The 21,307-nt window shown below is 71.1% G+C and carries 19 protein-coding genes and 1 riboswitch; of the genes, 7 read left to right on the top strand and 12 right to left on the bottom strand.

All coding sequences use genetic code 11. The features are described 5' to 3' along the window. Window positions 1-7: 7 nt before the first annotated feature. On the top strand, window positions 8-1,423 hold the full coding sequence (locus tag ACZ7D7_RS11490) for an SLC13 family permease (protein ID WP_470823835.1): 1,416 nt from the start codon (window positions 8-10) through the stop codon (window positions 1,421-1,423). Window positions 1,424-1,434: 11 nt separating this feature from the next. Further along, window positions 1,435-2,691: a glycerate kinase gene (locus tag ACZ7D7_RS11485; protein ID WP_470823834.1), complete on the top strand. Its 1,257-nt coding sequence runs from the start codon at window positions 1,435-1,437 to the stop codon at window positions 2,689-2,691. Here the strand turns inward: ACZ7D7_RS11485 and ACZ7D7_RS11480 are convergent. The 6 genes from ACZ7D7_RS11480 to ctaE form a co-directional block, all read right to left on the bottom strand. Beyond that, window positions 2,631-4,007, bottom strand: a complete 1,377-nt coding sequence (locus tag ACZ7D7_RS11480) for an aminotransferase class V-fold PLP-dependent enzyme (protein ID WP_470823833.1) — start codon at window positions 4,005-4,007, stop codon at window positions 2,631-2,633. The two genes, ACZ7D7_RS11485 and ACZ7D7_RS11480, sit on opposite strands and share 61 nt — an antisense overlap. Window positions 4,008-4,054: 47 nt before the next feature. Beyond that, window positions 4,055-4,171: riboswitch (SAM riboswitch) on the bottom strand. A gap of 84 nt (window positions 4,172-4,255) precedes the next feature. After that, complete coding sequence (trpD, locus tag ACZ7D7_RS11475) at window positions 4,256-5,320, bottom strand: anthranilate phosphoribosyltransferase (protein ID WP_470823832.1); 1,065 nt, start codon at window positions 5,318-5,320, stop codon at window positions 4,256-4,258. Between the two features lie 125 nt (window positions 5,321-5,445). Further along, window positions 5,446-7,083, bottom strand: a complete 1,638-nt coding sequence (gene qcrB / locus ACZ7D7_RS11470; RefSeq protein WP_470823831.1) for a cytochrome bc1 complex cytochrome b subunit — start codon at window positions 7,081-7,083, stop codon at window positions 5,446-5,448. Further along, the gene (gene qcrA / locus ACZ7D7_RS11465) at window positions 7,080-8,138 is read right to left on the bottom strand and encodes a cytochrome bc1 complex Rieske iron-sulfur subunit (protein WP_470823829.1); all 1,059 of its coding nucleotides are present in this window, start codon (window positions 8,136-8,138) and stop codon (window positions 7,080-7,082) included. The genes qcrB and qcrA overlap by 4 nt, the downstream gene beginning before the upstream one ends. After that, on the bottom strand, window positions 8,135-8,944 hold the full coding sequence (qcrC, locus tag ACZ7D7_RS11460; RefSeq protein WP_470823828.1) for a cytochrome bc1 complex diheme cytochrome c subunit: 810 nt from the start codon (window positions 8,942-8,944) through the stop codon (window positions 8,135-8,137). The genes qcrA and qcrC overlap by 4 nt, the downstream gene beginning before the upstream one ends. A gap of 66 nt (window positions 8,945-9,010) precedes the next feature. Then, the gene (ctaE, locus tag ACZ7D7_RS11455; RefSeq protein WP_470823826.1) at window positions 9,011-9,631 is read right to left on the bottom strand and encodes an aa3-type cytochrome oxidase subunit III; all 621 of its coding nucleotides are present in this window, start codon (window positions 9,629-9,631) and stop codon (window positions 9,011-9,013) included. 144 nt (window positions 9,632-9,775) lie between these two features. Here ctaE and ACZ7D7_RS11450 point away from each other — a divergent pair, with 144 nt between their 5' ends. Continuing rightward, window positions 9,776-10,177 carry a response regulator gene (locus ACZ7D7_RS11450; protein WP_470823825.1) on the top strand — a complete coding sequence of 134 codons (402 nt, stop codon included), beginning with the start codon at window positions 9,776-9,778 and terminating at the stop codon, window positions 10,175-10,177. Window positions 10,178-10,211: 34 nt separating this feature from the next. On the opposite strand, the gene ACZ7D7_RS11445 is transcribed toward ACZ7D7_RS11450, so the two are convergent. From ACZ7D7_RS11445 to ctaC, 4 genes are all read right to left on the bottom strand, one after another. Further along, on the bottom strand, window positions 10,212-11,480 hold the full coding sequence (locus ACZ7D7_RS11445; protein ID WP_470823824.1) for a L,D-transpeptidase: 1,269 nt from the start codon (window positions 11,478-11,480) through the stop codon (window positions 10,212-10,214). 128 nt (window positions 11,481-11,608) lie between these two features. After that, window positions 11,609-12,007, bottom strand: coding sequence for a cytochrome c oxidase subunit 4 (locus ACZ7D7_RS11440; RefSeq protein ID WP_470823823.1), 399 nt, complete (start codon window positions 12,005-12,007; stop codon window positions 11,609-11,611). After that, complete coding sequence (ctaD, locus tag ACZ7D7_RS11435; RefSeq protein WP_470823822.1) at window positions 12,004-13,743, bottom strand: aa3-type cytochrome oxidase subunit I; 1,740 nt, start codon at window positions 13,741-13,743, stop codon at window positions 12,004-12,006. The genes ACZ7D7_RS11440 and ctaD overlap by 4 nt, the downstream gene beginning before the upstream one ends. Further along, entirely contained in the window at window positions 13,740-14,732 is a 993-nt protein-coding gene (gene ctaC, locus ACZ7D7_RS11430) for an aa3-type cytochrome oxidase subunit II (protein ID WP_470823821.1), read from the bottom strand. Before ctaC ends, ctaD begins: the two co-directional genes overlap by 4 nt. A 214-nt stretch (window positions 14,733-14,946) precedes the next feature. On the opposite strand from ctaC, the gene ACZ7D7_RS11425 reads away from it, so the two are divergent. Beyond that, a complete protein-coding gene (locus tag ACZ7D7_RS11425) occupies window positions 14,947-16,329 on the top strand; it encodes an aminotransferase class V-fold PLP-dependent enzyme (RefSeq protein WP_470823819.1) in 1,383 nt (460 codons plus the stop codon). Window positions 16,330-16,344: 15 nt separating this feature from the next. Here ACZ7D7_RS11425 and ACZ7D7_RS11420 read toward each other — a convergent pair whose 3' ends face one another. Beyond that, window positions 16,345-17,319 carry a carbohydrate kinase family protein gene (locus tag ACZ7D7_RS11420; protein WP_470823817.1) on the bottom strand — a complete coding sequence of 325 codons (975 nt, stop codon included), beginning with the start codon at window positions 17,317-17,319 and terminating at the stop codon, window positions 16,345-16,347. Window positions 17,320-17,449: 130 nt separating this feature from the next. Between ACZ7D7_RS11420 and ACZ7D7_RS11415 the strand changes: the two genes are divergently transcribed. Together ACZ7D7_RS11415 and ACZ7D7_RS11410 are read left to right on the top strand one after the other, a co-directional pair. Further along, on the top strand, window positions 17,450-17,659 hold the full coding sequence (locus ACZ7D7_RS11415; protein WP_470823815.1) for a hypothetical protein: 210 nt from the start codon (window positions 17,450-17,452) through the stop codon (window positions 17,657-17,659). Between the two features lie 86 nt (window positions 17,660-17,745). Then, complete coding sequence (locus tag ACZ7D7_RS11410) at window positions 17,746-19,311, top strand: hypothetical protein (protein WP_470823813.1); 1,566 nt, start codon at window positions 17,746-17,748, stop codon at window positions 19,309-19,311. Window positions 19,312-19,410: 99 nt separating this feature from the next. Here the strand turns inward: ACZ7D7_RS11410 and ACZ7D7_RS11405 are convergent, their stop codons facing one another. Further along, window positions 19,411-19,767, bottom strand: coding sequence for an iron-sulfur cluster assembly accessory protein (locus ACZ7D7_RS11405; protein WP_470823812.1), 357 nt, complete (start codon window positions 19,765-19,767; stop codon window positions 19,411-19,413). Between the two features lie 276 nt (window positions 19,768-20,043). Here ACZ7D7_RS11405 and nadA point away from each other — a divergent pair, with 276 nt between their 5' ends. Continuing rightward, complete coding sequence (nadA, locus tag ACZ7D7_RS11400; protein WP_470823811.1) at window positions 20,044-21,228, top strand: quinolinate synthase NadA; 1,185 nt, start codon at window positions 20,044-20,046, stop codon at window positions 21,226-21,228. Window positions 21,229-21,307: the final 79 nt, after the last annotated feature.

Genomic DNA, 21,307 nt, shown 5'->3' with positions numbered 1-21,307 from the left:
CGATGACGTGACCTTGAACCTCCGGCTGACCGCCGCCCTGTGCGTGGCCCTGTCGCTGTGCGCGCCGCTCGCGGTGCCGGGCACCTTCCCCGGCCTCGCCGGTGACGCCCGGCTCACGCTCGCCGTGTTCGCGCTGGCGACCTGCGCCTGGATCGCCACGCCGATCGACGACACGTACATCGCGCTGGGCGCCGGGCTCGCGCTGACCGCGACCGGTGTGATCAGCAGCGACACCCTGTTCGGCACCCTCGGCGACTCGACGGTGTGGCTGCTGATCTGCGCCTTCGTGCTGGCCGCCGCGGTGACCCGGACGGGGCTCGCCGGACGCATGGCGGTCTTCCTGGTCGGCGGGGCGCGCTCGGTGCGGCAGTTGACGCATCTGACGACGGCCGCGCTGGTCGTCACGGCGTTCGCGGTGCCCGCCACCTCGGGCCGGGCCGCGCTGGCGCTGCCGGTGTTCCTGGCCCTCGCCAAGGCACTCGGCGACCGGAAGCGACTGGTCGTGATGCTGGCGCTGCTGTTCCCGACCGTGATCCTGCTGTCGGCGGTCGCCACTCTGATCGGCGCGGGCGCGCATCTGATCACCGTGTCGGTGCTGTGGGAGACCGCCGGGGAGCGGATCGGGTTCACCGAGTGGCTGCTGCTCGGGCTGCCGCTCGCGGTGGCCTCCTCCCACCTGGCCGCCGAGGCCGTGCTGTTGACGACGACCCGGCGCGCGGACCGCGAGGGCGCCGTGCGCGTCACGGCCGAGGAGATACAGCGGCACAGCGAGCAGCCGGTGACCGGACCGTGGACGCAGGCGGAGACGCGCTGCGCGCTGCTGCTGGCGACCGTGGTCCTGCTGTGGTGCAGCGAGCCGCTGCACCGGGTGTCCCCGGCGGTCGTGGCACTGATCGGCGCGGTCGTCGCCGCGTCGCCCGCGCTCGGCACCGTCCGGCTGAAGGACGCGCTGCGGACGGTGCCGTGGGCGCTGCTGCTGTTCATGGCCGCGACGATGGCGATGGGCATCGCGCTCGCCGACTCCGGGGCGGCCGAGTGGCTGGTCTCCGGGCTGCCCCCGGGCGTCACGCCGGTGGTGTTCCTGGCGGTCGTCGTCGCCGTCAGCACGGCCGCGCACCTCGTGCTCCAGTCCCGCTCGGCCCGCTCGTCGGTGCTGGTCCCGCTGGTCGTCGCGGCGGCCGTCGGCGCCGGGGTCAACCCGGTGGCCGCCGCCCTCGCGTCCACGGCGGCCGCCGGGTTCTGCCACACGCTGCCCGCCTCCGCCAAGCCGGTCACGCTCTTCGCCGAGCTGCCCGGCACCCCCACCTACACCCCGCGCGACCTGCTGCGTCTCTCGGCCGTCCTGGCCCCGGCGACCGCCGCGCTCGTGCTGTTCTTCGCCGTCGCGGTCTGGCCGCTGCTCGGCGTTCCCGTGACCCGTTGAGGAGAACACCCGTGCTCCGTCGTATCGCCGTGGCCCCCAGTGGCTTCAAGGAGTCCCTGTCCGCCCAGGCCGCCGCCGACGCCATCGCGTCAGGCGTGCGCCGCGTCCTGCCCGCCGCCGACCTCGACCTCATCCCGCTCGTGGACGGCGGCGAGGGCACGGCCGCCACGCTGGCCGGCACCACCGGCGGCCGGCTGGTCGCGCTGGCCGCCACCGGCCCCGTCGGGGAGCGGGTCGGCACGCACTTCGCGCTGCTCGGCTCCGGGGACACGGCCGTCGTGGAGATGGCCGCCGTCGCGGGTCTCTCCCTGGTCCCGCGCTCCCTGCGGGACCCCGGCGCCACCACCACGTACGGCGTCGGCGAGCTGATCCGGGCCGCGCTCGACACGGGCGTGCGGCGGATCCTGGTCGGCTGCGGCGACTCCGGCACGTCCGACGGCGGCGCGGGCGCGCTCCAGGCGCTCGGCGCGCGGCTGCTGGACGCCGACGGCCACGAACTCCCGCCCGGCGGACGGGAACTGGTCCGGCTGCACCGCGTCGACCCGGCCGGCCTCGACCCCCGGCTCGCGGACGCGGAACTGCTGGTCGCCTGCAACCCCTTCAACGTGCTGTGCGGCGAGCGCGGCGTCGCCCGCGTCTTCGGCCCGCAGAAGGGCGCCACCCCGGCCCAGGTGGAGGACCTGTCGGCGGGCCTGGAGAACTGGGCGTACGTCCTCACCCGCGACCTCCGCGTCACCGGCACCGACCTGCGCACCGGCCCCGGCACCGGCGCCTCGGGCGGGCTCGGCGCCGGGCTCGCCGCACTCGGCGCCCGGCTGCTGCCCCGCTTCGGCGTGCTCCTGGACCACCTCGGCCTGGACGCCCGGCTGGCCCGCGCCGACCTGGTCGTCACCGCCGAGGGTGCCCTGGACCACCAGACGCCGCGCGGCAAGGTGCCGGCCGAGGTGGCGCGCCGCGCCAAGCTGTACGGCCGCCCGGTGCTGGCGCTCGCGGGCACGCTCGGCGAGGGCGCCCAGGACGTGCCGGGCGTCGACGCCTGCCACGGCATCCTGCCCGCGCCGATGGCCCTGGCGGAGGCCCTGGTGCGGGCGTCCGAACTGCTCACCGACGCGACCGAGCGGGCCCTGCGGATGATCCTGCTGGGCACCCGGCTGCCGGCTCACGCCGAGACGGGCGCGGCGGATCACGCCGAGCCGGGCCCGCCGGGTCACGCCGAGACGGGCGCCGCCGACCTGTCGGGGACGCAACGGCCGTTCTCCGTGCGGTAGTTCCAGCGGGCGCCGTCCCGCACCAGTTCCCGGCAGGCGGTCACGAAGCGGTCCACGTGCTCGTCGGGGGTGCCCGCGCCGAAGCTCACGCGGATGGCGTTCAGGGACTTCTCGCCGGGCGCGGCCTCCGGGGCGCCGCACTCGCCCTGCGTCTGCGGGTCGCTGCCGAGCAGGGTGCGCAGCAGCGGATGGGCGCAGAACAGGCCGTCGCGGACGCCGATGCCGTACTCGGCGGACAGGGCGGCGGCGAAGTGGGAGCTGTTCCAGCCGTCGACGACGAAGGAGAGGACGCCGACCCGCGGCGCGTCGTCCCCGAACAGGGACAGGACGCGCACCTCGGGGACGTCGGCGAGACCCTCGCGCACCTTGCGGATCAGGTACTCCTCACGGGCGACGAGCGTCTCGAACCCGGCCTCGGTGAGGGCCTTGCAGGCGGAGGCGACGGCGTAGGCACCGATGACGTTGGGCGAGCCGGCCTCGTGCCGGGCGGCCGTGTCGTGCCACTCCACGTCCACTCCCCCGTCGGCACGCCGGGCGACCCTGCGGCTGGCGCCGCCGCCCGCGAGGTACGGCTCGGCCTCGCGCAGCCAGTCGGCGCGCCCGGCCAGCACACCGGAGCCGAAGGGCGCGTACAGCTTGTGCCCGGAGAAGGCGACCCAGTCGACGTCCAGCGCCTCGACGGAGACCGGGTGGTGGGGCGCGAGCTGGGCGGCGTCCAGGACGATCCGGGCGCCGTGGGCGTGCGCGGCGGCGGCCAGGTCCCGCACCGGCCACAGCTCGCCGGTGACGTTGGAGGCGCCGGTGACGCAGACGAGGGCCGGGCCGTGCGGGTCCCGGCCGGCGAGGGCCCGCTCCAGCGTCGCGACCGCCTGCTCGGGGCTGCGCGGGGCGTCGAGGAAGGTGACGCGGGCGCCCCGCCAGGGCAGCAGGGAGGCGTGGTGCTCGGTCTCGAAGACGAAGACCTCGCAGCCCTCCGGGAGCGCGGCGGCGAGCAGGTTGAGGGAGTCGGTGGTGGACCGGGTGAAGACGACCTGGTCGTCGCCCCGGCAGTCGAGGAACTCGGCGACGGTCCGGCGGGAGTTCTCGAACAGGTCGGTGGACAGCTGCGACAGGTACCCGGCGCCCCGGTGCACGCTGCCGTAGTACGGCGCGTAGGCGGCGACGTCGTCCCAGACACGCTGGAGGGCGGGGGCGCTGGCGGCGTAGTCGAGCGCGGCGTAGGTGACCTCGCCGCCGGTGACGAGCGGCACGGTGACGTCACGGCCCAGCACGGCCAGCGGGGCAGGGACAACGGTGGCGGCAGTGGCGGCGGACATAAGCAAACGCTCCCTCGACGACCAGGACCCCTGGTGTCGGTGCGAGGGGTCCGCGCTTGCCGCAGACCTTGCTGACTGCGGCCTGGTCTTCACCCGGGGCACCCCGCCACGGACGGAGGGTTGCCGGACAGTCGGCCGGGGCCTCATGACTGTCACTCATGACCTGGTCAGGAACGTACGGAAAAGATCGACGTCCCGCAACCCGTGTCCGGATCGCGGGACGTACGACGCCGTGTGCGTCAGGCCCCTCAGGCGTGGCTCGCCGCCACCCAGCGGTCCAGCACGCGCTTGGCCGCGCCCGAGTCGATCGCCTCGGCGGCCTTCGCCATGCCGGCGCGGATCTGCTCGGTCAGCGGCGCGCCGGAGGGGTCGAGGGCCACGAGGGCCGCCGCCGCGTTCAGCAGGACCGCGTCCCGGACGGGGCCGGTCTCGCCCTCCAGCAGTCTGCGGGCGACCTCCGCGTTGTACGAGGCGTCCGCGCCGCGCAGCGCCTCCACCGGAACCAGGTCGAGGCCCACGTCCCGGGGGTCGAAGGTCTCCGCGGACACCTTGCCGTCGCGGACGACCCAGACCTGGGAGGTGGCCGTGGTGGTCAGCTCGTCCAGGCCGTCGTCGCCCCGGAACACCAGCGAGGAGTTGCCGCGCTCGGCGAAGACCCCGGCGATGATCGGCGCCATCCGCGCGTCGGCCACGCCGATCGCCTGGGACGTCACCCGCGCCGGGTTGGTCAGCGGGCCGAGGAAGTTGAACACCGTGCGGATGCCGAGCTGGCCGCGCGCCGCCGCCACGTGCCGCAGCGCGGGGTGGAACTTCACCGCGAAGCAGAAGGTGATGCCGGCCTCCTCGGCGACCTCGGCCACCCGCCGCGGCGTGAGTTCCAGGTTCACCCCGAGCTTCTCCAGCACGTCGGACGCGCCGGACGCCGACGACGCGGCGCGGTTGCCGTGCTTGACGACCTTGGCGCCGGTGCCCGCGACGACGATCGCCGACATGGTCGAGATGTTCACCGTCCTGGCGCCGTCGCCGCCGGTGCCGACGATGTCGACCGTCGCGCCGGGCACCTGGATCACGTTGGCGTGCTCGTACATCGTGCGGACCAGGCCGGTGATCTCCTCGACCGTCTCGCCCTTGGCGCGCAGGGCCACCGCGAAGCCGGCGATCTGCGCGTCGGTCGCCTCGCCCCGCATGATCCGGTCCATCGCCCACGCGGTGTCGTCGGCGGTCAGGTCCCGGCGGTCCAGCAGGCCGTTCAGCAGGGCGGGCCAGGTGCGGCCCGCCGCGGTGTCGCCTCCAGCGGGGGTCACAGCGCTCATCAGCCGCTCCTGGGTCCGTAGCCACGTATCAAGACTGGTTCCACCCTATCCAGCCCCGGGCACGGCGAAGGGCCCCGTCCGTAAAGCGGGACGGGGCCCTTCGCGTGGCGTGGCGAACGCAGTGATCAGTGGTGGCCGTGGCCGCTCGTGATCTCCTTGTACTCCTCGACGGTGGGCTTCTCGATCTGGGCGTCCGTGCCGAAGTACGCCTTGCTCAGCCTGGCGCGCAGCTTCTCGGGGCCCTTCACCTTCCGCTCGACGCCGTTCTCGTCGACCGTCGGGCCGATCTCGACCGGCTTGTACTGCTCGTGGGCGGTCAGCGTGTAGAGCTGCTCCTGGCTGAGCGGCTCGTGCACCTCGATGAACTCACCGTGCGGCAGGCGCTTGATGATGCCCGACTCGCGGCCGTGCAGCACCTTGTCGTGGTCCCGGCGCTGGAGGCCGAGGCAGATCCGCTTGGTGACGACGAACGCGATGACCGGACCGACGAAGAAGCCGATGCGGACGAACCAGGTGACCGCGTTGATCGACAGGTGGAAGTGCGTGGCCACGATGTCGTTGCCGCCGCCGATCAGCATGATCATGTAGGCGGTGATCCAGGCGACACCGAACGCGGTCCGGGTCGGGGCGTTGCGCGGGCGGTCCAGGATGTGGTGCTCGCGCTTGTCGCCGGTGATCCAGGCCTCGATGAACGGGTACAGGGCCAGCACACCGAGGAACAGACCGAAGATCACCAGCGGGATGAACACACCCAGGACGAGCGTGTGACCCCAGAAGTTGATCTCCCAGCCCGGCATGGCGCGGACCAGACCCTCGGCGAAGCCCATGTACCAGTCGGGCTGGGCGCCGGTGGACACGTAGTCCGGACGGTACGGGCCGAGGACCCAGATCGGGTTGATGGACGCGACGCCGGCGATCAGGGTGATGACGCCGAAGACCAGGAAGAAGAAGCCTCCGGCCTTCGCCGTGTAGACCGGCAGCAGCGGCATGCCCACGACGTTCTTGTTGGTCCGGCCGGGACCCGCGAACTGCGTGTGCTTGTGGTAGAAGACCAGGATCAGGTGGGCGGCCACCAGGCCGAGCATGATGCCCGGCAGCAGCAGGATGTGGATCGAGTAGAACCGCGCGACGAAGTCGCCGCCCGGGAACTCGCCGCCGAACAGGAACATCGAGATGTACGTGCCGACGATCGGCGTCGACAGGATCGCGCCCTGCGTGAAGCGGACACCGGTGCCGGAGAGCAGGTCGTCCGGGAGCGAGTAGCCGGTGAAACCGGTGAACATGCCCAGGACGAACAGCAGGAAGCCGAACAGCCAGTTGACCTCGCGCGGCTTGCGGAACGCGCCCGTGAAGAACACGCGCATCATGTGCACGAACATGCCGGCGAGGAAGATGAGCGCCGCCCAGTGGTGGATCTGCCGGATCAGCAGACCACCGCGCACGTCGAAGCTGATGTCGAGCGTCGAGGCGTACGCCTCACTCATCAGCACGCCCTGCATCGGGACGTAACTGCCGTGGTACTCCACCTCGTTCATCGACGGGTGGAAGAACAGCGTCAGGTACACACCCGTGAGGATGATGATGATGAAGCTGTAGAGGCAGATCTCACCCAGCATGAAGGACCAGTGGTCCGGGAAGATCTTGCGCATGTTGGCCTTGGCCAGGGAGTAGATCCCGAGCCGGCCGTCGGCCCAGTCGGCGACGCGCTCGCCGGCCGGCGCCTTCCCGCGTGCGCGGGACTCTGTGCTGCTGGTGGTACTCATCCGCGCTCCCAGAAGGCAGGACCGACGGGCTCTTCGAAGTCGCTGAGCGCCTCGAGGTAGCCCTCCTCGTTCACGCCGATGCGCAGCTGCGGCAGGGCGTGGCCGGCGGGACCGAAGATCACGCGGGCACCGTCGGAGAGGTCGAAGGTGGACTGGTGACAGGGGCAGAGCACGTGGTGCGTCTGCTGCTCGTACAGGGAGATCGGGCAACCGACGTGGGTGCAGATCTTCGAGTACGCGACGATGCCCTCGTGCGACCACTCGAGCTCGCGCTTGTCCTTGATGTCGTCCGGCTGGATGCGGACGATCATCAGGGCGGCCTTGGCGATCTCCGTCTGGAACTCGTGGTCGTGCTCGTCCAGGCCCTCGGGCTTGGCGAAGGTGAGGGACCCGACCGTGACGTCGGACGGACGCAGCGGCTCGTTCGTGTTCATGTTGACGAGCAGCTTGCCCTTGGACCACATGGTGTGCCGCAGCTTCGTGCCGGGCAGCGGACCGAGGTCGCGCAGCAGGACGACGCCGGACAGCGGCACCAGGGTGAGCGCGCCGAGCATCGTGTTGCGCAGCAGCTTGCGGCGGCCGAGGGCGGACTCCTTCGCGCCCTGGCGGAAGTCCTCGTGGACCTTCGCGCGCACCTCGGGGGGCGCCTCGATCGGGTGGCGGTCGTCGGCGATCTCCACGTCGCTCATCAGGGTGCGGGCCCAGTGGACCGCGCCGGCGCCGATGCAGAACAGCGCCAGACCCAGGGTCACACCGAGCGCGAAGTTCAGCGCGCTGATGTGGCCCAGCGGGAAGATGTAGACCGACCGGTCGATCGGGATGGTCACGAACGCGGCGATGAAGCCGATGGTCGCCAGCATCGACACCGTGAACATCAGGGCGACCGCGCGCTCGGACCGCTTGGCGGCCCGCTCGTCGATGTCCTGGATCCGGGGCTCGTGGGGCGGGAGGCCCGGGTCGGCGAACGGGTTCTTGTCGTCCGCGACGTCCACCGCGCCGTGCGTGGTGTCCTGCTCAGCCGGCAGGCTCTCTTCGGGAATGTGTTGGCTACTCATGACTTCTTGGCCTTTGCGGTCCGAGCGGCGACCCAGACGGCGATGGCGATGAGGCCGCCCAGACCGAAGATCCAGCCGAACAGACCCTCACTGACCGGACCGAGTCCGCCCAGCTCCAGGCCACCCGGGCTCTCAGTGTCGTCGCTGTTGACCGCGTCGAGGTACGCGATGATGTCCTTCTTGTTCTTCTCCGACATCGTGGTGTCGGGGAAGACCGGCATGCTCTGCGGGCCCGTCTGCATGGCCTCGTAGATGTGCTTCGGGTCGACACCCTCAAGGGTGGGCGCGTACTTGCCCTTCGTCAGCGCACCGCCCTTGCCGGTGAAGTTGTGGCACTGCGCGCAGTTGTTGCGGAAGAGGTCGCCGCCCTTGGCGACGTCCGCGCCCTCCAGGCTGTACTGCTCCTCGGTCGGGACGGACGGACCGGCACCCAGGGAGGCGATGTACGCCGCCAGCTGGTCGATCTCGGCCTGCGAGTAGATGACCTTCTTGCGCGGCACCTGGGCGCCCGGCTGCTGCGCCGGCATGCGGCCGGTGCCCACCTGGAAGTCGACGGCCGCGGCGCCGACGCCGACCAGGCTGGGGCCGTCGCTGGTCCCCTGACCGCCGGTGCCGTGGCAGCTGGCGCAGCCCACCGAGTAGAGCTTCTTGCCCTCCTCGATGGTGAGGGACTGGGCGGTTTCGTCGGCCTTCGCCTTGTCCGCGGGTGCGAGCACGGCGTACAGCCCCCCGGTGCATGCCAGCGCGAGGAGTAGGACGACGAGTGCCGCCAGCGGGTGGCGTCGTCGTGCGGAGAGCTTTTTCACGGATTACCCCGGTGTCAGGATCTTCTGCGTCGATGCTTCTGGAGAGGTGCTCGGGTACTGGCCCGGCTACTTGATCATGTAGATCGTGGCGAAGAGGCCGATCCAGACGACATCGACGAAGTGCCAGTAGTAGGACACGACGATGGCGGCGGTCGCCTGCTCGTGGGTGAACCTGCTGGCCGCGTAGGTACGGCCGAGGACCAGCAGGAAGGCGATGAGACCGCCCGTCACGTGCAGGCCGTGGAAGCCGGTCGTCAGGTAGAAGACCGAGCCGTACGGGTCGGAGGAGAGCGAGAGGCCCTCGTGCTTGACCAGCTCGGTGTACTCGAGGACCTGACCGCCGATGAAGACCGCGCCCATGATGAAGGTGACGATGAACCACATCCGGAGCTTCTTCACGTCACCGCGCTCGGCGGCGAAGACGCCGAGCTGGCAGGTGAGGGAGGAGAGCACCAGGATCGTGGTGTTGGCCGCCGAGAACGGGAAGTTCAGCGCATCCGCCATTTCCTTCCAGTGGTCGGGCCCTGTCACCGATCGCAGGGTGAAGTACATCGCGAAGAGGGCCGCGAAGAACATCAGCTCGGAACTCAACCAGATGATGGTTCCGACGCTGACGAGGTTCGGCCGATTGACCGACGGGTGCGCGTGCCCGGTTTCTACTGTCGTTGCTGTCGCCACGACCGACATTATGTCGGTCGCTTATCCCGCCCTCACTCCGGGGGGTGCCGTTCGGAGTGTCTAGGACGGTCATACCGCTGTTGACGTGGTGTTCAGAGGGGTAGCATCCGCCCCACGGGCCTGTCCTTACGACGCTGACGTCACGGAGGAACAATGCAGCCGACCGCCACGGTGCTGGTCTACAGCGACGACTCGGGCACCCGGGAGCAGGTGCGGTTGGCCACCGGCCGACGGCCCTCCCCCGACGCCCCGTTGGTCGAGTTCTTGGAGTGTGCGACACCGGCGGCCGTCCTCAAGGAGCTGGACAAGGGCGGCATCGACGCCTGTGTGCTGGACGGCGAGGCGGTGCCCATGGGTGGCATGGGGATGTGCCGGCAGATCAAGGACGAGATCTTCAACTGTCCGCCGGTGCTGCTGCTGATCGGGCGCCCCCAGGACGCCTGGCTTGCCACCTGGAGCCGGGCCGACGCGGCCGTGACCCTGCCGGTGGACCCGGTGGAGTTCGCGGACGCCCTCGCCTCGCTCCTGCGGCCGAAGGCCTCCCTGAAGGCCTAGGGGCTGTCGCCCGGACGGCACGCACGCCTGCGTCTCACCCGGCGGTGGGGCGCAGGCGTGCCGTCTGCTGGGCGCCCGCCGCCTGGGCCGGGCCGGCGGTCAGGGCGCTGCCCTCCCGCCACTTCTGCCACGGCACGTTCCAGTCGCCGAAGCCGTTGCCGAACGCCTCCATCGTGTCGCCGTCGGAGTTGACGACCTTCACGACGTCGCCCTCGCGGACGTTGTCGAAGAACCACTTGGCGTTGCCGGTGCTCATGCCGGTGCAGCCGTGGCTGACGTTCGCCGAGCCCTGCGAGCCCACGGACCAGGGCGCGGCGTGCACGTACTCGCCGCTCCAGGTCACCCGCGTGGCGTAGTGGACCGGCAGGTCGTAGTCCTCGGCGCTGCCGGCGGCGATGCCGATGCTGGTGCCGCGCATGCGTACGAAGTACTCCTTGCCGAGCACGACCTTGACGCCGTTGCGGGTCTCGAAGCCGGGCTTGCCGGTGGTGACCGGGACCGACTTGACCGCCTCGCCGTTCTTGTAGAGCGTCAGCCGGTGGGCCGCGGCGTCGGTGACGGCGATCACCTGGTCCCCGATGCCGAGCTTCAGGGGCTTGGCACGGCCGCCCCACACCCGGTCGCCGATCTTGATGCCCTCCAGGTTGCTGCGCACCTCGACGGTGGAGTGGGCGGGCCAGTACTCCTTGGGCCGGTAGTGGAGTTCCTTGTCGTCCACCCAGTGCCAGCCGCCCTCCACCCACGGCGTCGAGCGCACCTTGAGGGCGCGCTCCACGACGGCCCGCTGCGCCCGGTCCTTGACCGGCAGGGACAGCTCGGCGGTGATGGGCTGCCCGACTCCGTAGGTGCCCTGCTTGGGGCCGAAGGTGACGTTCAGGCGCTTCTTGGCGGTGGGCCTGCCGGTGTCGAAGGTGAAGACCTTCCGGCCGGGCGCCCCGTCCCCGTTCTCCGTGCTCACGCGGACCGTGTAGCGGGCGCTCGCCGCCAGCGGGGAGGTGCTGTGCCACCGGGTGCCGTCGGCGGCGAGTTCGCCCGCCACGTAGCGTCCTGCGGCGTCCACGGCGGTGACGTCGGTGATGCGCCCTTCGGCGTCCTCGGCGACGACCTCCAGCGGCTTGTCCGGGTCGGTCGGCCGCCCCTCGCCCGCACGGCCGTTGAAGGAGACCTGGTCCGCCGCGTCGTACGGCTCGGCCGCGAGCGGGGTGTCGTCTCCGCCGCAGGCGGTGAGGCCCGCGCCGAGGGCGATCACGAGCAGCGTGCAGCCGACGGCGGTGCGGCTGCGCGGGGGGTCGGTGTGGCTCATGGCCTCAACGTAGGGAGCATCACCGGCGGCGGCGCGGCGGGTAACCCGGACGGGTGAGGTTCGTGGGGCAAAAGAGGGAGCCCGGACACTCCGTGCGGAGTGTCCGGGCTCCCGGGCGTCTCGTCGTGCTACTGGGTGCGGTTCTCACCGCGGTAGTACTCGAAGACCCAGCCCCAGATACCGATCAGGACCAGCGGCGCCGAGAAGTACATCAGCCACCAGCCGAGGGCGATGGACAGGAAGGCGAAGGCGCCTCCGATCGCCAGGGACAGCGGCTGCCAGCTGTGCGGGCTGAAGAACCCGACCTCGCCGGCGTCGTCCGCGACGTCCGCCTCCTTGTTGTCCTGCGCTCCGACGTCCACCCGCTTGGCCGTGAAGCCCAGGTAGAAGCCGATCATGATGCACAGCCCGAAGGCCAGGAAGAGGGCCGTGGTACCGGCCGGCTCCTTCGACCACACGCCATAGACGACCGCCATGGCGAGGACGAAGACGCTCAGCCACATGAACATCTTGCCCTGGATCTTCACTTGCCGGCCTCCTTGCCCCCAGCGAGGGCCTTCTCCCCGTGACCGACGTTCTCGAGCTCGTCGAGCGCGGCGATCTCCGGGTGGTGCAGGTCGAACGCCGGGGATTCACTGCGGATCCGCGGCAGGGTGAGGAAGTTGTGCCGCGGCGGCGGGCAGGACGTCGCCCACTCGAGCGAACGGCCGTAGCCCCACGGGTCGTCGACCTCGATCTTCTTGCCGTACTTCGCGGTCTTCCAGATGTTGTAGAAGAACGGCAGGACCGACAGGCCGAGCACGAACGAGCTGACCGTCGAGATCATGTTCAGGGCGGTGAAGCCGTCGGCCGCCAGGTAGTCGGCGTACCGGCGCGGCATGCCCTCGGCGCCCAGCCAGTGCTGGACGAGGAACGTGCCGTGGAAGCCGAAGAACAGCGTCCAGAAGGTGATCTTGCCGAGGCGCTCGTCGAGCATCTTCCCGGTGAACTTCGGCCACCAGAAGTGGAAGCCGGAGAACATCGCGAAGACCACGGTGCCGAACACGACGTAGTGGAAGTGCGCCACCACGAAGTACGAGTCGGAGATGTGGAAGTCCATCGGCGGCGAGGCCAGGATGACGCCGGTCAGGCCACCGAAGGTGAAGGTGATGAGGAAGCCCATCGCCCAGAGCATCGGCGTCTCGAAGGACAGCGAGCCCTTCCACATCGTGCCGATCCAGTTGAAGATCTTCACGCCGGTCGGGACGGCGATGAGGAACGTCATGAAGGAGAAGAACGGCAGCAGCACGCCACCGGTGACGTACATGTGGTGCGCCCACACCGTCACCGAGAGACCGGCGATGGCGATGGTCGCCGCGATCAGGTTCATGTAACCGAAGATCGGGCGGCGGCTGAAGACCGGGATGACCTCACTGATGATGCCGAAGAACGGCAGCGCGATGATGTACACCTCGGGGTGGCCGAAGAACCAGAAGAGGTGCTGCCACAGCAGCGCCCCGCCGTTGGCCGGGTCGAAGATGTGCGAGCCGAACTTGCGGTCCGCCTCCAGCGCGAAGAGCGCGGCGGCGAGGACCGGGAAGGCCAGCAGGACCAGCACACCGGTCAGCAGCACGTTCCACGTGAACACCGGCATGCGGAACATGGTCATGCCCGGTGCGCGCATGCAGATGATCGTGGTGATGAAGTTGACCGAGCCGAGGATGGTGCCGAAGCCGGAGAAGGCCAGACCCATGATCCACATGTCGGCGCCGACACCCGGCGAGCGGACCGCGTCCGACAGCGGGGAGTAGGCGAACCAGCCGAAGTCGGCCGCGCCCTGCGGGGTGAGGAAACCGGCGACCGCGATCAGCGAGCCGAACAGGTAGAGCCAGTAGGCGAACATGTTCAGCCGCGGGAAGGCCACGTCCGGCGCGCCGATCTGCAGCGGCATGATCCAGTTCGCGAAGCCGGCGAACAGCGGCGTCGCGAACATCAGCAGCATGATCGTGCCGTGCATCGTGAACGCCTGGTTGAACTGCTCGTTCGACATCACCTGCAGGCCCGGGCGGGCCAGCTCCGCGCGCATGAGCAGCGCCATGACGCCACCGATGCAGAAGAACGCGAACGACGTGACCAGATACAGCGTGCCGATCGTCTTGTGGTCGGTGGTCGTGAGCCACTTCACCACGACGTTGCCGGGCCGCTTGCGCCGTACCGGCAGCTCGTCCTCGTAATACGAGTCTTCAGCCGCCGAGGCGCCCTGAGGTTCGTTGACGATGCTCACAGTTGGTTCGTCTCCCGGTTCTTCTCGTGGCTCGTCTGCGCGATGCCAGCGGGAACGTAACCGGTCTGCCCCTTCTTGGCGAGGTCCTTGAGGTGCTGCTCGTACCGCTCCTGGGAGACGACCTTCACGTTGAACAGCATCCGGGAGTGGTCGACGCCGCACAGCTCGGCGCACTTGCCCAGGAAGGTGCCCTCCTTGTTGGGAGTCACCTCGAAGGCGTTGGTGTGACCCGGGATGACGTCCTGCTTCATCAGGAACGGCACCACCCAGAAGGAGTGGATGACGTCACGCGAGGTGAGGACGAAGCGGACCCGCTTGCCCTCGGGCAGCCAGAGCGTCGGACCGGGGTTGTTGGTCTGCGGGTTCCGCGTGCCGGGGACACCGCAGTCGTAGACACCGCCGGCGTTCGCCGGGAACTGGTCCTTGTACCGGTCCGGGATCGCGTCGAGTTCCTTGGCGGACTTGGCGTCCCCCGAGGAGCCGTCGACGCTCTCCACGTAGTTGAAGCACCAGCTCCACTGGAAGCCGACCACGTTGACCGTGACGTCGGGCTTCTTCTCCAGCTTCAGGAGCTCGGACTCGTCACGGGCCGTGAAGTAGAACAGCACCGAGACGATGATGAGCGGGACCACGGTGTACAGGGCCTCGATGGGCATGTTGTACCGGGTCTGCGGGGGAACTTCGACCTTGGTGCGGCTGCGCCGGTGGAAGAAAGCACTCCACAGGATGAGGCCCCACACCAGCACGCCGACGGCGAGCGCGGCAGCCCACGAGCCCTGCCACAGGGAGAGGATCCGCGGAGCCTCTTCCGTGGTCGGGGTGGGCATGCCGAGGCGGGGGAAGTCCTCGTATGTGCAACCGGTGGCGGTCGCCAGGACCAGGCCCGCGGTCAGTGCCTGCAGCAGCTTCCGCCGCATCGGGCGCCGCGGCGAGGGGGTACCGCCCACGCCCTTCAGGCGGTGGGGGAGGTCGGAGCCGTTGGGACTCACGTAGCGCCTTCCCGAGAGTCTCGCCCGCGCGGATTGGCTGCGGCCTTCTCGTTGGTTGGTCGCCGCCCTGCGTCGGGCAGGGGTTTGGATGTTTATGCGGACCAAACCCTAGCCGACGCTCTCCGGGGGTTCGCGGGGAGGGGGGCATACGCGCCGGGGGTCCCTCCGACGGGGCGTCGCGGTGTACTTCGCGCGCCCGGCATAACGTGGGGGTGTGGCCTACTTCGACGCTGCTTCCGGCGCTCCGCTTCATTCCGTCGCCCGTCAGGCCCTGTTGGCCTCCCTGGACGAGGGGTGGGCGGATCCCGGGAGGCTGTACCGGGAGGGGCGGCGGGCGCGGATGCTGCTCGACGCCGCGCGGGAGACCGCCGCCGAGGTGGTGGGGTGCCGGCCGGACGAGCTGGTGTTCACCTCGTCGGGGACGCGGGCCGTGCACACCGGCGTGGCGGGTGCGCTGGCCGGGCGCAGGCGCGTCGGACGTCACCTGATCGTGTCAGCGGTCGAACACTCCTCGGTGCTGCACGCGGCCGAGAGGCACGAGCGGGACGGCGGGACGGTCACCCGGGTGGCGGTGGACCGCACGGGCGCGGTCGACCCGGAGGCGTACGCGGCGGCCCTGCGGCCGGACACGGCGCTGGCGTGTCTGCAGTCCGCGAACCACGAGGTGGGCACGGAGCAGCCGGTCGCGGAGGTGGCCGGGGCGTGCCGGGCGGCGGGGGTGCCGCTGCTGGTGGACGCGGCCCAGTCGCTGGGGTGGGGTCCGGTGCCGGACGGCTGGTCGCTGCTGACGGCGAGCGCGCACAAGTGGGGCGGACCGGCGGGGGTCGGGCTGCTCGTCGTGCGCAAGGGGGTGCGGTTCGCGGTCCAGGGGCCGTCGGACGAGCGGGAGTCGGGGCGGGCGGCCGGTTTCGAGAACCTGCCGGCGATCGTGGCCGCGGCGGCGGCGCTGCGGGCGGTGCGGGCGGAGGCGGCCGAGGAGGCCGCGCGGCTGCGGGAGCTGACGGACCGGATCCGGGCGCGGGTGCCGCGGCTGGTGCCGGACGTGGAGGTGGTCGGGGACCCGGTGCGCCGGCTGCCCGGCATCGTCACGTTCTCGTGTCTCTATGTCGACGGGGAGACGCTGCTGCACGAGCTGGACCGGGAGGGCTTCTCCGTGTCGTCCGGTTCGTCGTGCACGAGCAGCACGCTGACGCCCAGCCATGTGCTGCGGGCGATGGGGGTGCTGAGCGAGGGCAACGTCCGCGTGTCGCTGCCGGCCGGGACGCGCGAGGAGGACGTGGACCGGTTCCTCGCGGTGCTGCCGGGGGCGGTGGCCGGGGTGCGGGAGAAGCTGGGCGCGCCGGTCGCCGCCGAGGACGTCCGGGCGGAGTCCGACGTCGTGGTCGTGGACGCGGTGGGGCGGCGCTGCCCGGTCCCGGTGATCGAGCTGGCGAAGGTCATCGGGGACGTGCCGGTGGGCGGCACGGTCCGGGTGCTCGCGGACGACGAGGCCGCGCGCCTCGACATCCCGGCGTGGTGCGAGATGCGGGGGCAGGAGTACGTCGGCGAGGAACCGGCGGACCGGGGTGCGGCGTACGTGGTCCGCCGGCTCGGGTAGCCGGCCGGGGGCGGGTCAGGCCAGGTGCGCCTGGACCTCGGCGGCGGCCTCGTCGCCGTAGGCCTTGGTGAAGCGCTCCATGAAGTGGCCGCGGCGCAGCTGGTACTCCTGGGTGCCGACGGTCTCGATGACGAGCGTGGCGAGCATGCAGCCGACCTGCGCGGCGCGCTCCAGGGAGACGCCCCAGGCGAGGCCGGAGAGGAAGCCGGCGCGGAAGGCGTCGCCGACGCCGGTGGGGTCGGCCTTGCGCTCCTCGTCGGGGCAGCCGACCTCGATCGGGTCCTGGCCCTCCCGCTCGATGCGCACGCCGCGCGCGCCGAGGGTGGTGACGCGGTGGCCGACGCGGGAGAGGATCTCGGCGTCGCTCCAGCCGGTCTTGGACTCGATGAGGCCCTTCTCGTACTCGTTGGAGAAGAGGTACGTCGCGCCGTCCAGCAGGATGCGGATCTCGTCGCCGTCCATGCGGGCGATCTGCTGGGAGAAGTCGGCGGCGAACGGGATGGACCGCGAGCGGCACTCCTCGGTGTGCCGCAGCATCGCCTCGGGGTCGTCGGCGCCGATGGAGACCAGGTCGAGGCCGCCGACGCGCTCGGCGACGGTCTGGAGCTCGATGAGGCGGGCCTCGCTCATGGCGCCCGTGTAGAAGGAGCCGATCTGGTTGTGGTCGGAGTCGGTGGTGCACACGAAGCGGGCGGTGTGCAGCGTCTCGGAGATGCGGACGGACTCGGTGTCGACACCGTGCCGGTCCAGCCAGGCCCGGTACTCGTCGAAGTCGAAGCCGGCGGCCCCGACCAGGATCGGCTCGGTGCCGAGCTGGCCCATGCCGAAGGCGATGTTCGCGCCGACGCCGCCCCGCCGGACGTCGAGGTTGTCGACCAGGAAGGACAGCGAGACCGTGTGCAGTTGGTCCGCGACGAGCTGGTCGGCGAAGCGGCCGGGGAAGGTCATGAGGTGGTCGGTGGCGATGGAGCCGGTGACTGCGATGCGCACGGCGTGGATTCTCCAGGAGGGAGGCGGATTGACAGTTCACGCTACCGGGTCGGCCGGTGTCGCTGAAGCGGGGAAAACTACCCGATAGTAGATCTTTCTTCGCGTGGGACAACCTGCATACGGTGCGGTCATGACGAACCTCGAGGTCCACGCTCCCACCCCGGACGAGATCGACGTCGACCTGGCCGCGCTGCGCGGCGACTGCGCCCGGATGGCCCCGCACTGGGCGGTCCGGGACCGGGACGCGGCCCGTCCGGTGCCGCCGTCGCTCATCCACGGCGTGAGCGTCCCGGCGACCTCGGCCCGGCTGCTGGACGCGATGTCGGACTACGGCGACTGAGCCGGCGCACCGAGGGAACCGCTCGCTCCCCCGCCGCGTCCCATCGCTGTCCCCCGTGACAGCTGTGCAGCCGAAGGAGCGATGCGGTGAACACCGAGCGACCCGACAACGACGACGCCGCGGCCGAGTCCGGCGCCGAGGAGGCCGGCGTGTCCGGCCCCGGCGGGGCTCGGGACGACGGTGACGGAAGCGGCGCCGGCCGCGCGGCCCGGCGTACGCCGGTGATCGTCGCCTCGGTCGCCGCGGCCGTGCTGGTGGTGGGCGGCGGCGGGGCGTACCTCGCCGCGAGCACGTCCGGCGGTTCGGACGACAAGGCGGCCGCGGGGGCGCCCGGCGGTGACACTCCCCCGCCGCTGCCCCTGGACGGCCACGAGGCGAGCGGCCCCGGCGTCGCGCCGGGCGAGCCGAATCCGTACGGCGCCGTGTACCGGGCGGACGGGGCGCTGCCGAAGGGGCCCGGCTCGGCGCCGGTGTACCGGACGTCGGGGCAGGTCACCAAGGACGAGGTGGTCCGGCTGGCCGAGGCGCTGGGCGTGGACGGGACGCCGGTGGCGGAGGGCCAGGCCTGGAAGGTCGGCGCGAAGGACGGCGCGGGTCCGAGCCTCCAGGTGAACCGGCAGGCGCCGGGCGGCTGGACCTTCCACCGGTACGCGCCGGGCACCGACGACTGCAAGGGCAAGCTCACGTGCGCGTCGGAGCCGGGCGCGGGCGGCGGCGCGACGGTCGACCCGGTCGGCGAGGAGGCCGCGCGGAAGGCGGCGGCGCCGGTGCTGAAGGCGGTGGGCCAGGACGACGCGAAGATCGCCGCGGGCCAGGTCGCCGGCGCCAACCGGGTCGTGAACGCCGAGCCGCTGGTCGGCGGGCTGCCGACGTACGGCTGGAGCACGGGCGTCACCGTGGGCGCGAACGGCGAGGTGGTCGGCGCGAGCGGTCAGCTGAAGGCGCCGGTCAAGAGCGACACGTATCCCGTGCTGGACGCGCGGCGGACGCTGGACCTGCTGAACGCCGCGCAGGGCGGCGGCCAGGTCGGGATCGGCGGCTGCGCGAGCCCCGTGCCGCACGGGGACGGGTCGCAGGCGCCGTGCGAGCCGGGCTCCGATCTGGCGAGCCCGGAGGCGAAGCCGCAGACGATCACGGTCGAGAAGGCGGTGTTCGGGCTGGCCGCGCAGTTCGTGTCGGGCCGGCAGGCGCTGGTGCCGTCCTGGCTGTTCGAGGTGCGGGCGCCGGGCGCGAAGGACCCGTTCACCGTGACCCACACGGCGGTCGACCCGCAGTACCTCACCTCCCCCGCGCCGCCCGAGGAGCCGGCGGAGCGGCCCAGCCCGCGGCCGACCGGGCCGGACGAGGAGCGCACGGGCAAGCCCCGTGACGTCGACGTCGAGGGCTACACCGCGGAGGGCCGGGAGCTGACCGTGCGCTTCACGGGCGGGGTCTGCTCGGACTACGCGGCGACGGCGAGCGAGAGCGGCGGCAAGGTGACGGTGAAGGTGACCGAGACGCCCCGGCCGGGCAAGGTGTGCATCATGATCGCCAAGGTGCAGCACCGGACCGTGACGCTGGACGAGCCGCTCGGCGACCGCGCGGTGGTCGGGGCGGACGGCAAGGGCGTGCCGCTGGAGAAGCCGGGGGCGCGGCTGCCGCAGGCGCGCTGAGCCGTTTCCGGCCCGTAGGCCCGTGCGGGAATGACGAAGGCGGCGCTCCCTCCGCGGAGGGGGCGCCGCCTTCGTCGTGCGTGCCGTGCGTGCCGGGACTCAGTTGAAGGAGTCGCCGCAGGCGCAGGAACCCGTCGCGTTCGGGTTGTCGATCGTGAAGCCCTGCTTCTCGATGGTGTCCACGAAGTCGACGGTGGCGCCGCCCAGGTACGGGGCGCTCATCCGGTCGGTGACGACCTTGACGCCGCCGAAGTCCTTGACCACGTCGCCGTCGAGGGAACGCTCGTCGAAGAACAGCTGGTAACGCAGGCCGGAGCAGCCGCCGGGCTGGACGGCGACGCGCAGCGCCAGGTCGTCACGGCCTTCCTGGTCGAGCAGCGCCTTGACCTTGGCCGCGGCGGCGTCGGTCAGGATGATGCCGTCGGTGACGGTGGTGGTCTCGTCCGATACGGACATCTACATCTCTCCCGGGTTGTACGGAGACTGCTTGCCGACGGTTGCAACCGGCGGGGCCGCGGATTCATTCCGGGCCGGGCTCGTGTCTTTCGGGCTCCGTCTTCATGCTCGCACACGCCGCCGCAAGCGGAAAACGCCTCTTCGGGGAATGAATCGCCGCCCACCGGGATTCACGTCACATGGACGCTATGGCCATCGTCAAACTGACGTGAAGCGGTTATGATAGATAGCGTCAAATCGACGAAAAGTCGCCGCAGAACAGAAAGGGTGCGTGTCGTGACCACCGCCCAGACCCAGGAGCTCGACGTACAGCCGACGCCCCTCGCCCTGCTGCTCCTCGGCCGTGAGGCCGACCCCAGGAGCGAGCGCGGCGTGGAGTGTCCCGGCGACCTGCCCTCGCCGTCCGACCCGGACCTGGTCGAGCGCGCCCGGGCGGCCAAGGAGAGGCTCGGTGACAAGGTCTTCGTGCTGGGCCACCACTACCAGCGCGACGAGGTCATCCAGTTCGCCGACGTCACGGGCGACTCCTTCAAGCTGGCCCGGGACGCCGCCGCGCGCCCGGAGGCCGAGTACATCGTGTTCTGCGGCGTGCACTTCATGGCGGAGTCCGCGGACATCCTGACGTCCGACGACCAGAAGGTCGTGCTGCCCGACCTCGCCGCCGGCTGCTCGATGGCCGACATGGCGACGGCCGAGCAGGTCGCCGAGTGCTGGGACGTGCTGACCGAGGCCGGGGTGGCCGAGCAGGTCGTGCCCGTCTCGTACATGAACTCCTCCGCCGACATCAAGGCCTTCACCGGCAAGCACGGCGGCACGATCTGCACGTCCTCGAACGCGCGCCGCGCGCTGGACTGGGCCTTCGAGCAGGGCGAGAAGGTCCTCTTCCTGCCCGACCAGCACCTCGGCCGCAACACCGCCGTGCGCGACATGGGCATGTCCCTGGAGGACTGCGTCGTCTACAACCCGCACAAGCCGAACGGCGGGCTCACCGCCGACGAGCTGCGCGGCGCGAAGATGATCCTGTGGCGCGGCCACTGCTCGGTGCACGGCCGCTTCAGCCTGGACTCCGTGAACGACGTGCGCGAGCGCATCCCGGGCGTGAACGTCCTCGTCCACCCCGAGTGCCGGCACGAGGTCGTCGCCGCCGCGGACTACGTCGGCTCGACGGAGTACATCATCAAGACGCTGGAGGCGGCCCCGGCCGGCTCCAAGTGGGCCATCGGCACGGAGCTGAACCTGGTCCGGCGGCTGGCGAACCGCTTCGCCCCCGAGGGCAAGGAGATCGTGTTCCTCGACAAGACGGTCTGCTTCTGCTCCACGATGAACCGCATCGACCTGCCGCACCTGGTGTGGGCGCTGGAGTCCCTCGCCGACGGCAAGCTGGTCAACCGCATCGAGGTCGACAAGGAGACGGAGGCGTTCGCGAAGCTGGCGCTGGAGCGGATGCTCGCGCTGCCGTAGCGGCGGTCCCGACCGTGCGAGGGGCCCCGCCCCCGGCGCCGTGAGGCGCTCGGGGGCGGGGCCCCTCGCATGTCGGCCG

The sequence above is a fragment of the Streptomyces sp. NPDC037054 genome (assembly GCF_055606745.1).
Note: the sequence above shows the minus strand (reverse complement) of the source record. Positions and strands in the feature narration are given on the sequence as shown.

Bases quoted from the DNA above. Each gene is read 5' to 3' on its own strand.
- ACZ7D7_RS11450 (WP_470823825.1), top strand. From the start codon at position 9,776: ATGCAGCCGACCGCCACGGTGCTGGTCTACAGCGACGACTCGGGCACC.
- qcrA (WP_470823829.1), bottom strand. From the start codon at position 8,138: ATGAGTAGCCAACACATTCCCGAAGAGAGCCTGCCGGCTGAGCAGGAC.
- ACZ7D7_RS11415 (WP_470823815.1), top strand. From the start codon at position 17,450: ATGACGAACCTCGAGGTCCACGCTCCCACCCCGGACGAGATCGACGTC.
- ACZ7D7_RS11480 (WP_470823833.1), bottom strand. From the start codon at position 4,007: ATGTCCGCCGCCACTGCCGCCACCGTTGTCCCTGCCCCGCTGGCCGTG.
- ctaE (WP_470823826.1), bottom strand. From the start codon at position 9,631: ATGTCGGTCGTGGCGACAGCAACGACAGTAGAAACCGGGCACGCGCAC.
- trpD (WP_470823832.1), bottom strand. From the start codon at position 5,320: ATGAGCGCTGTGACCCCCGCTGGAGGCGACACCGCGGCGGGCCGCACC.
- ACZ7D7_RS11405 (WP_470823812.1), bottom strand. From the start codon at position 19,767: ATGTCCGTATCGGACGAGACCACCACCGTCACCGACGGCATCATCCTG.
- ACZ7D7_RS11445 (WP_470823824.1), bottom strand. From the start codon at position 11,480: ATGAGCCACACCGACCCCCCGCGCAGCCGCACCGCCGTCGGCTGCACG.
- qcrB (WP_470823831.1), bottom strand. From the start codon at position 7,083: ATGAGTACCACCAGCAGCACAGAGTCCCGCGCACGCGGGAAGGCGCCG.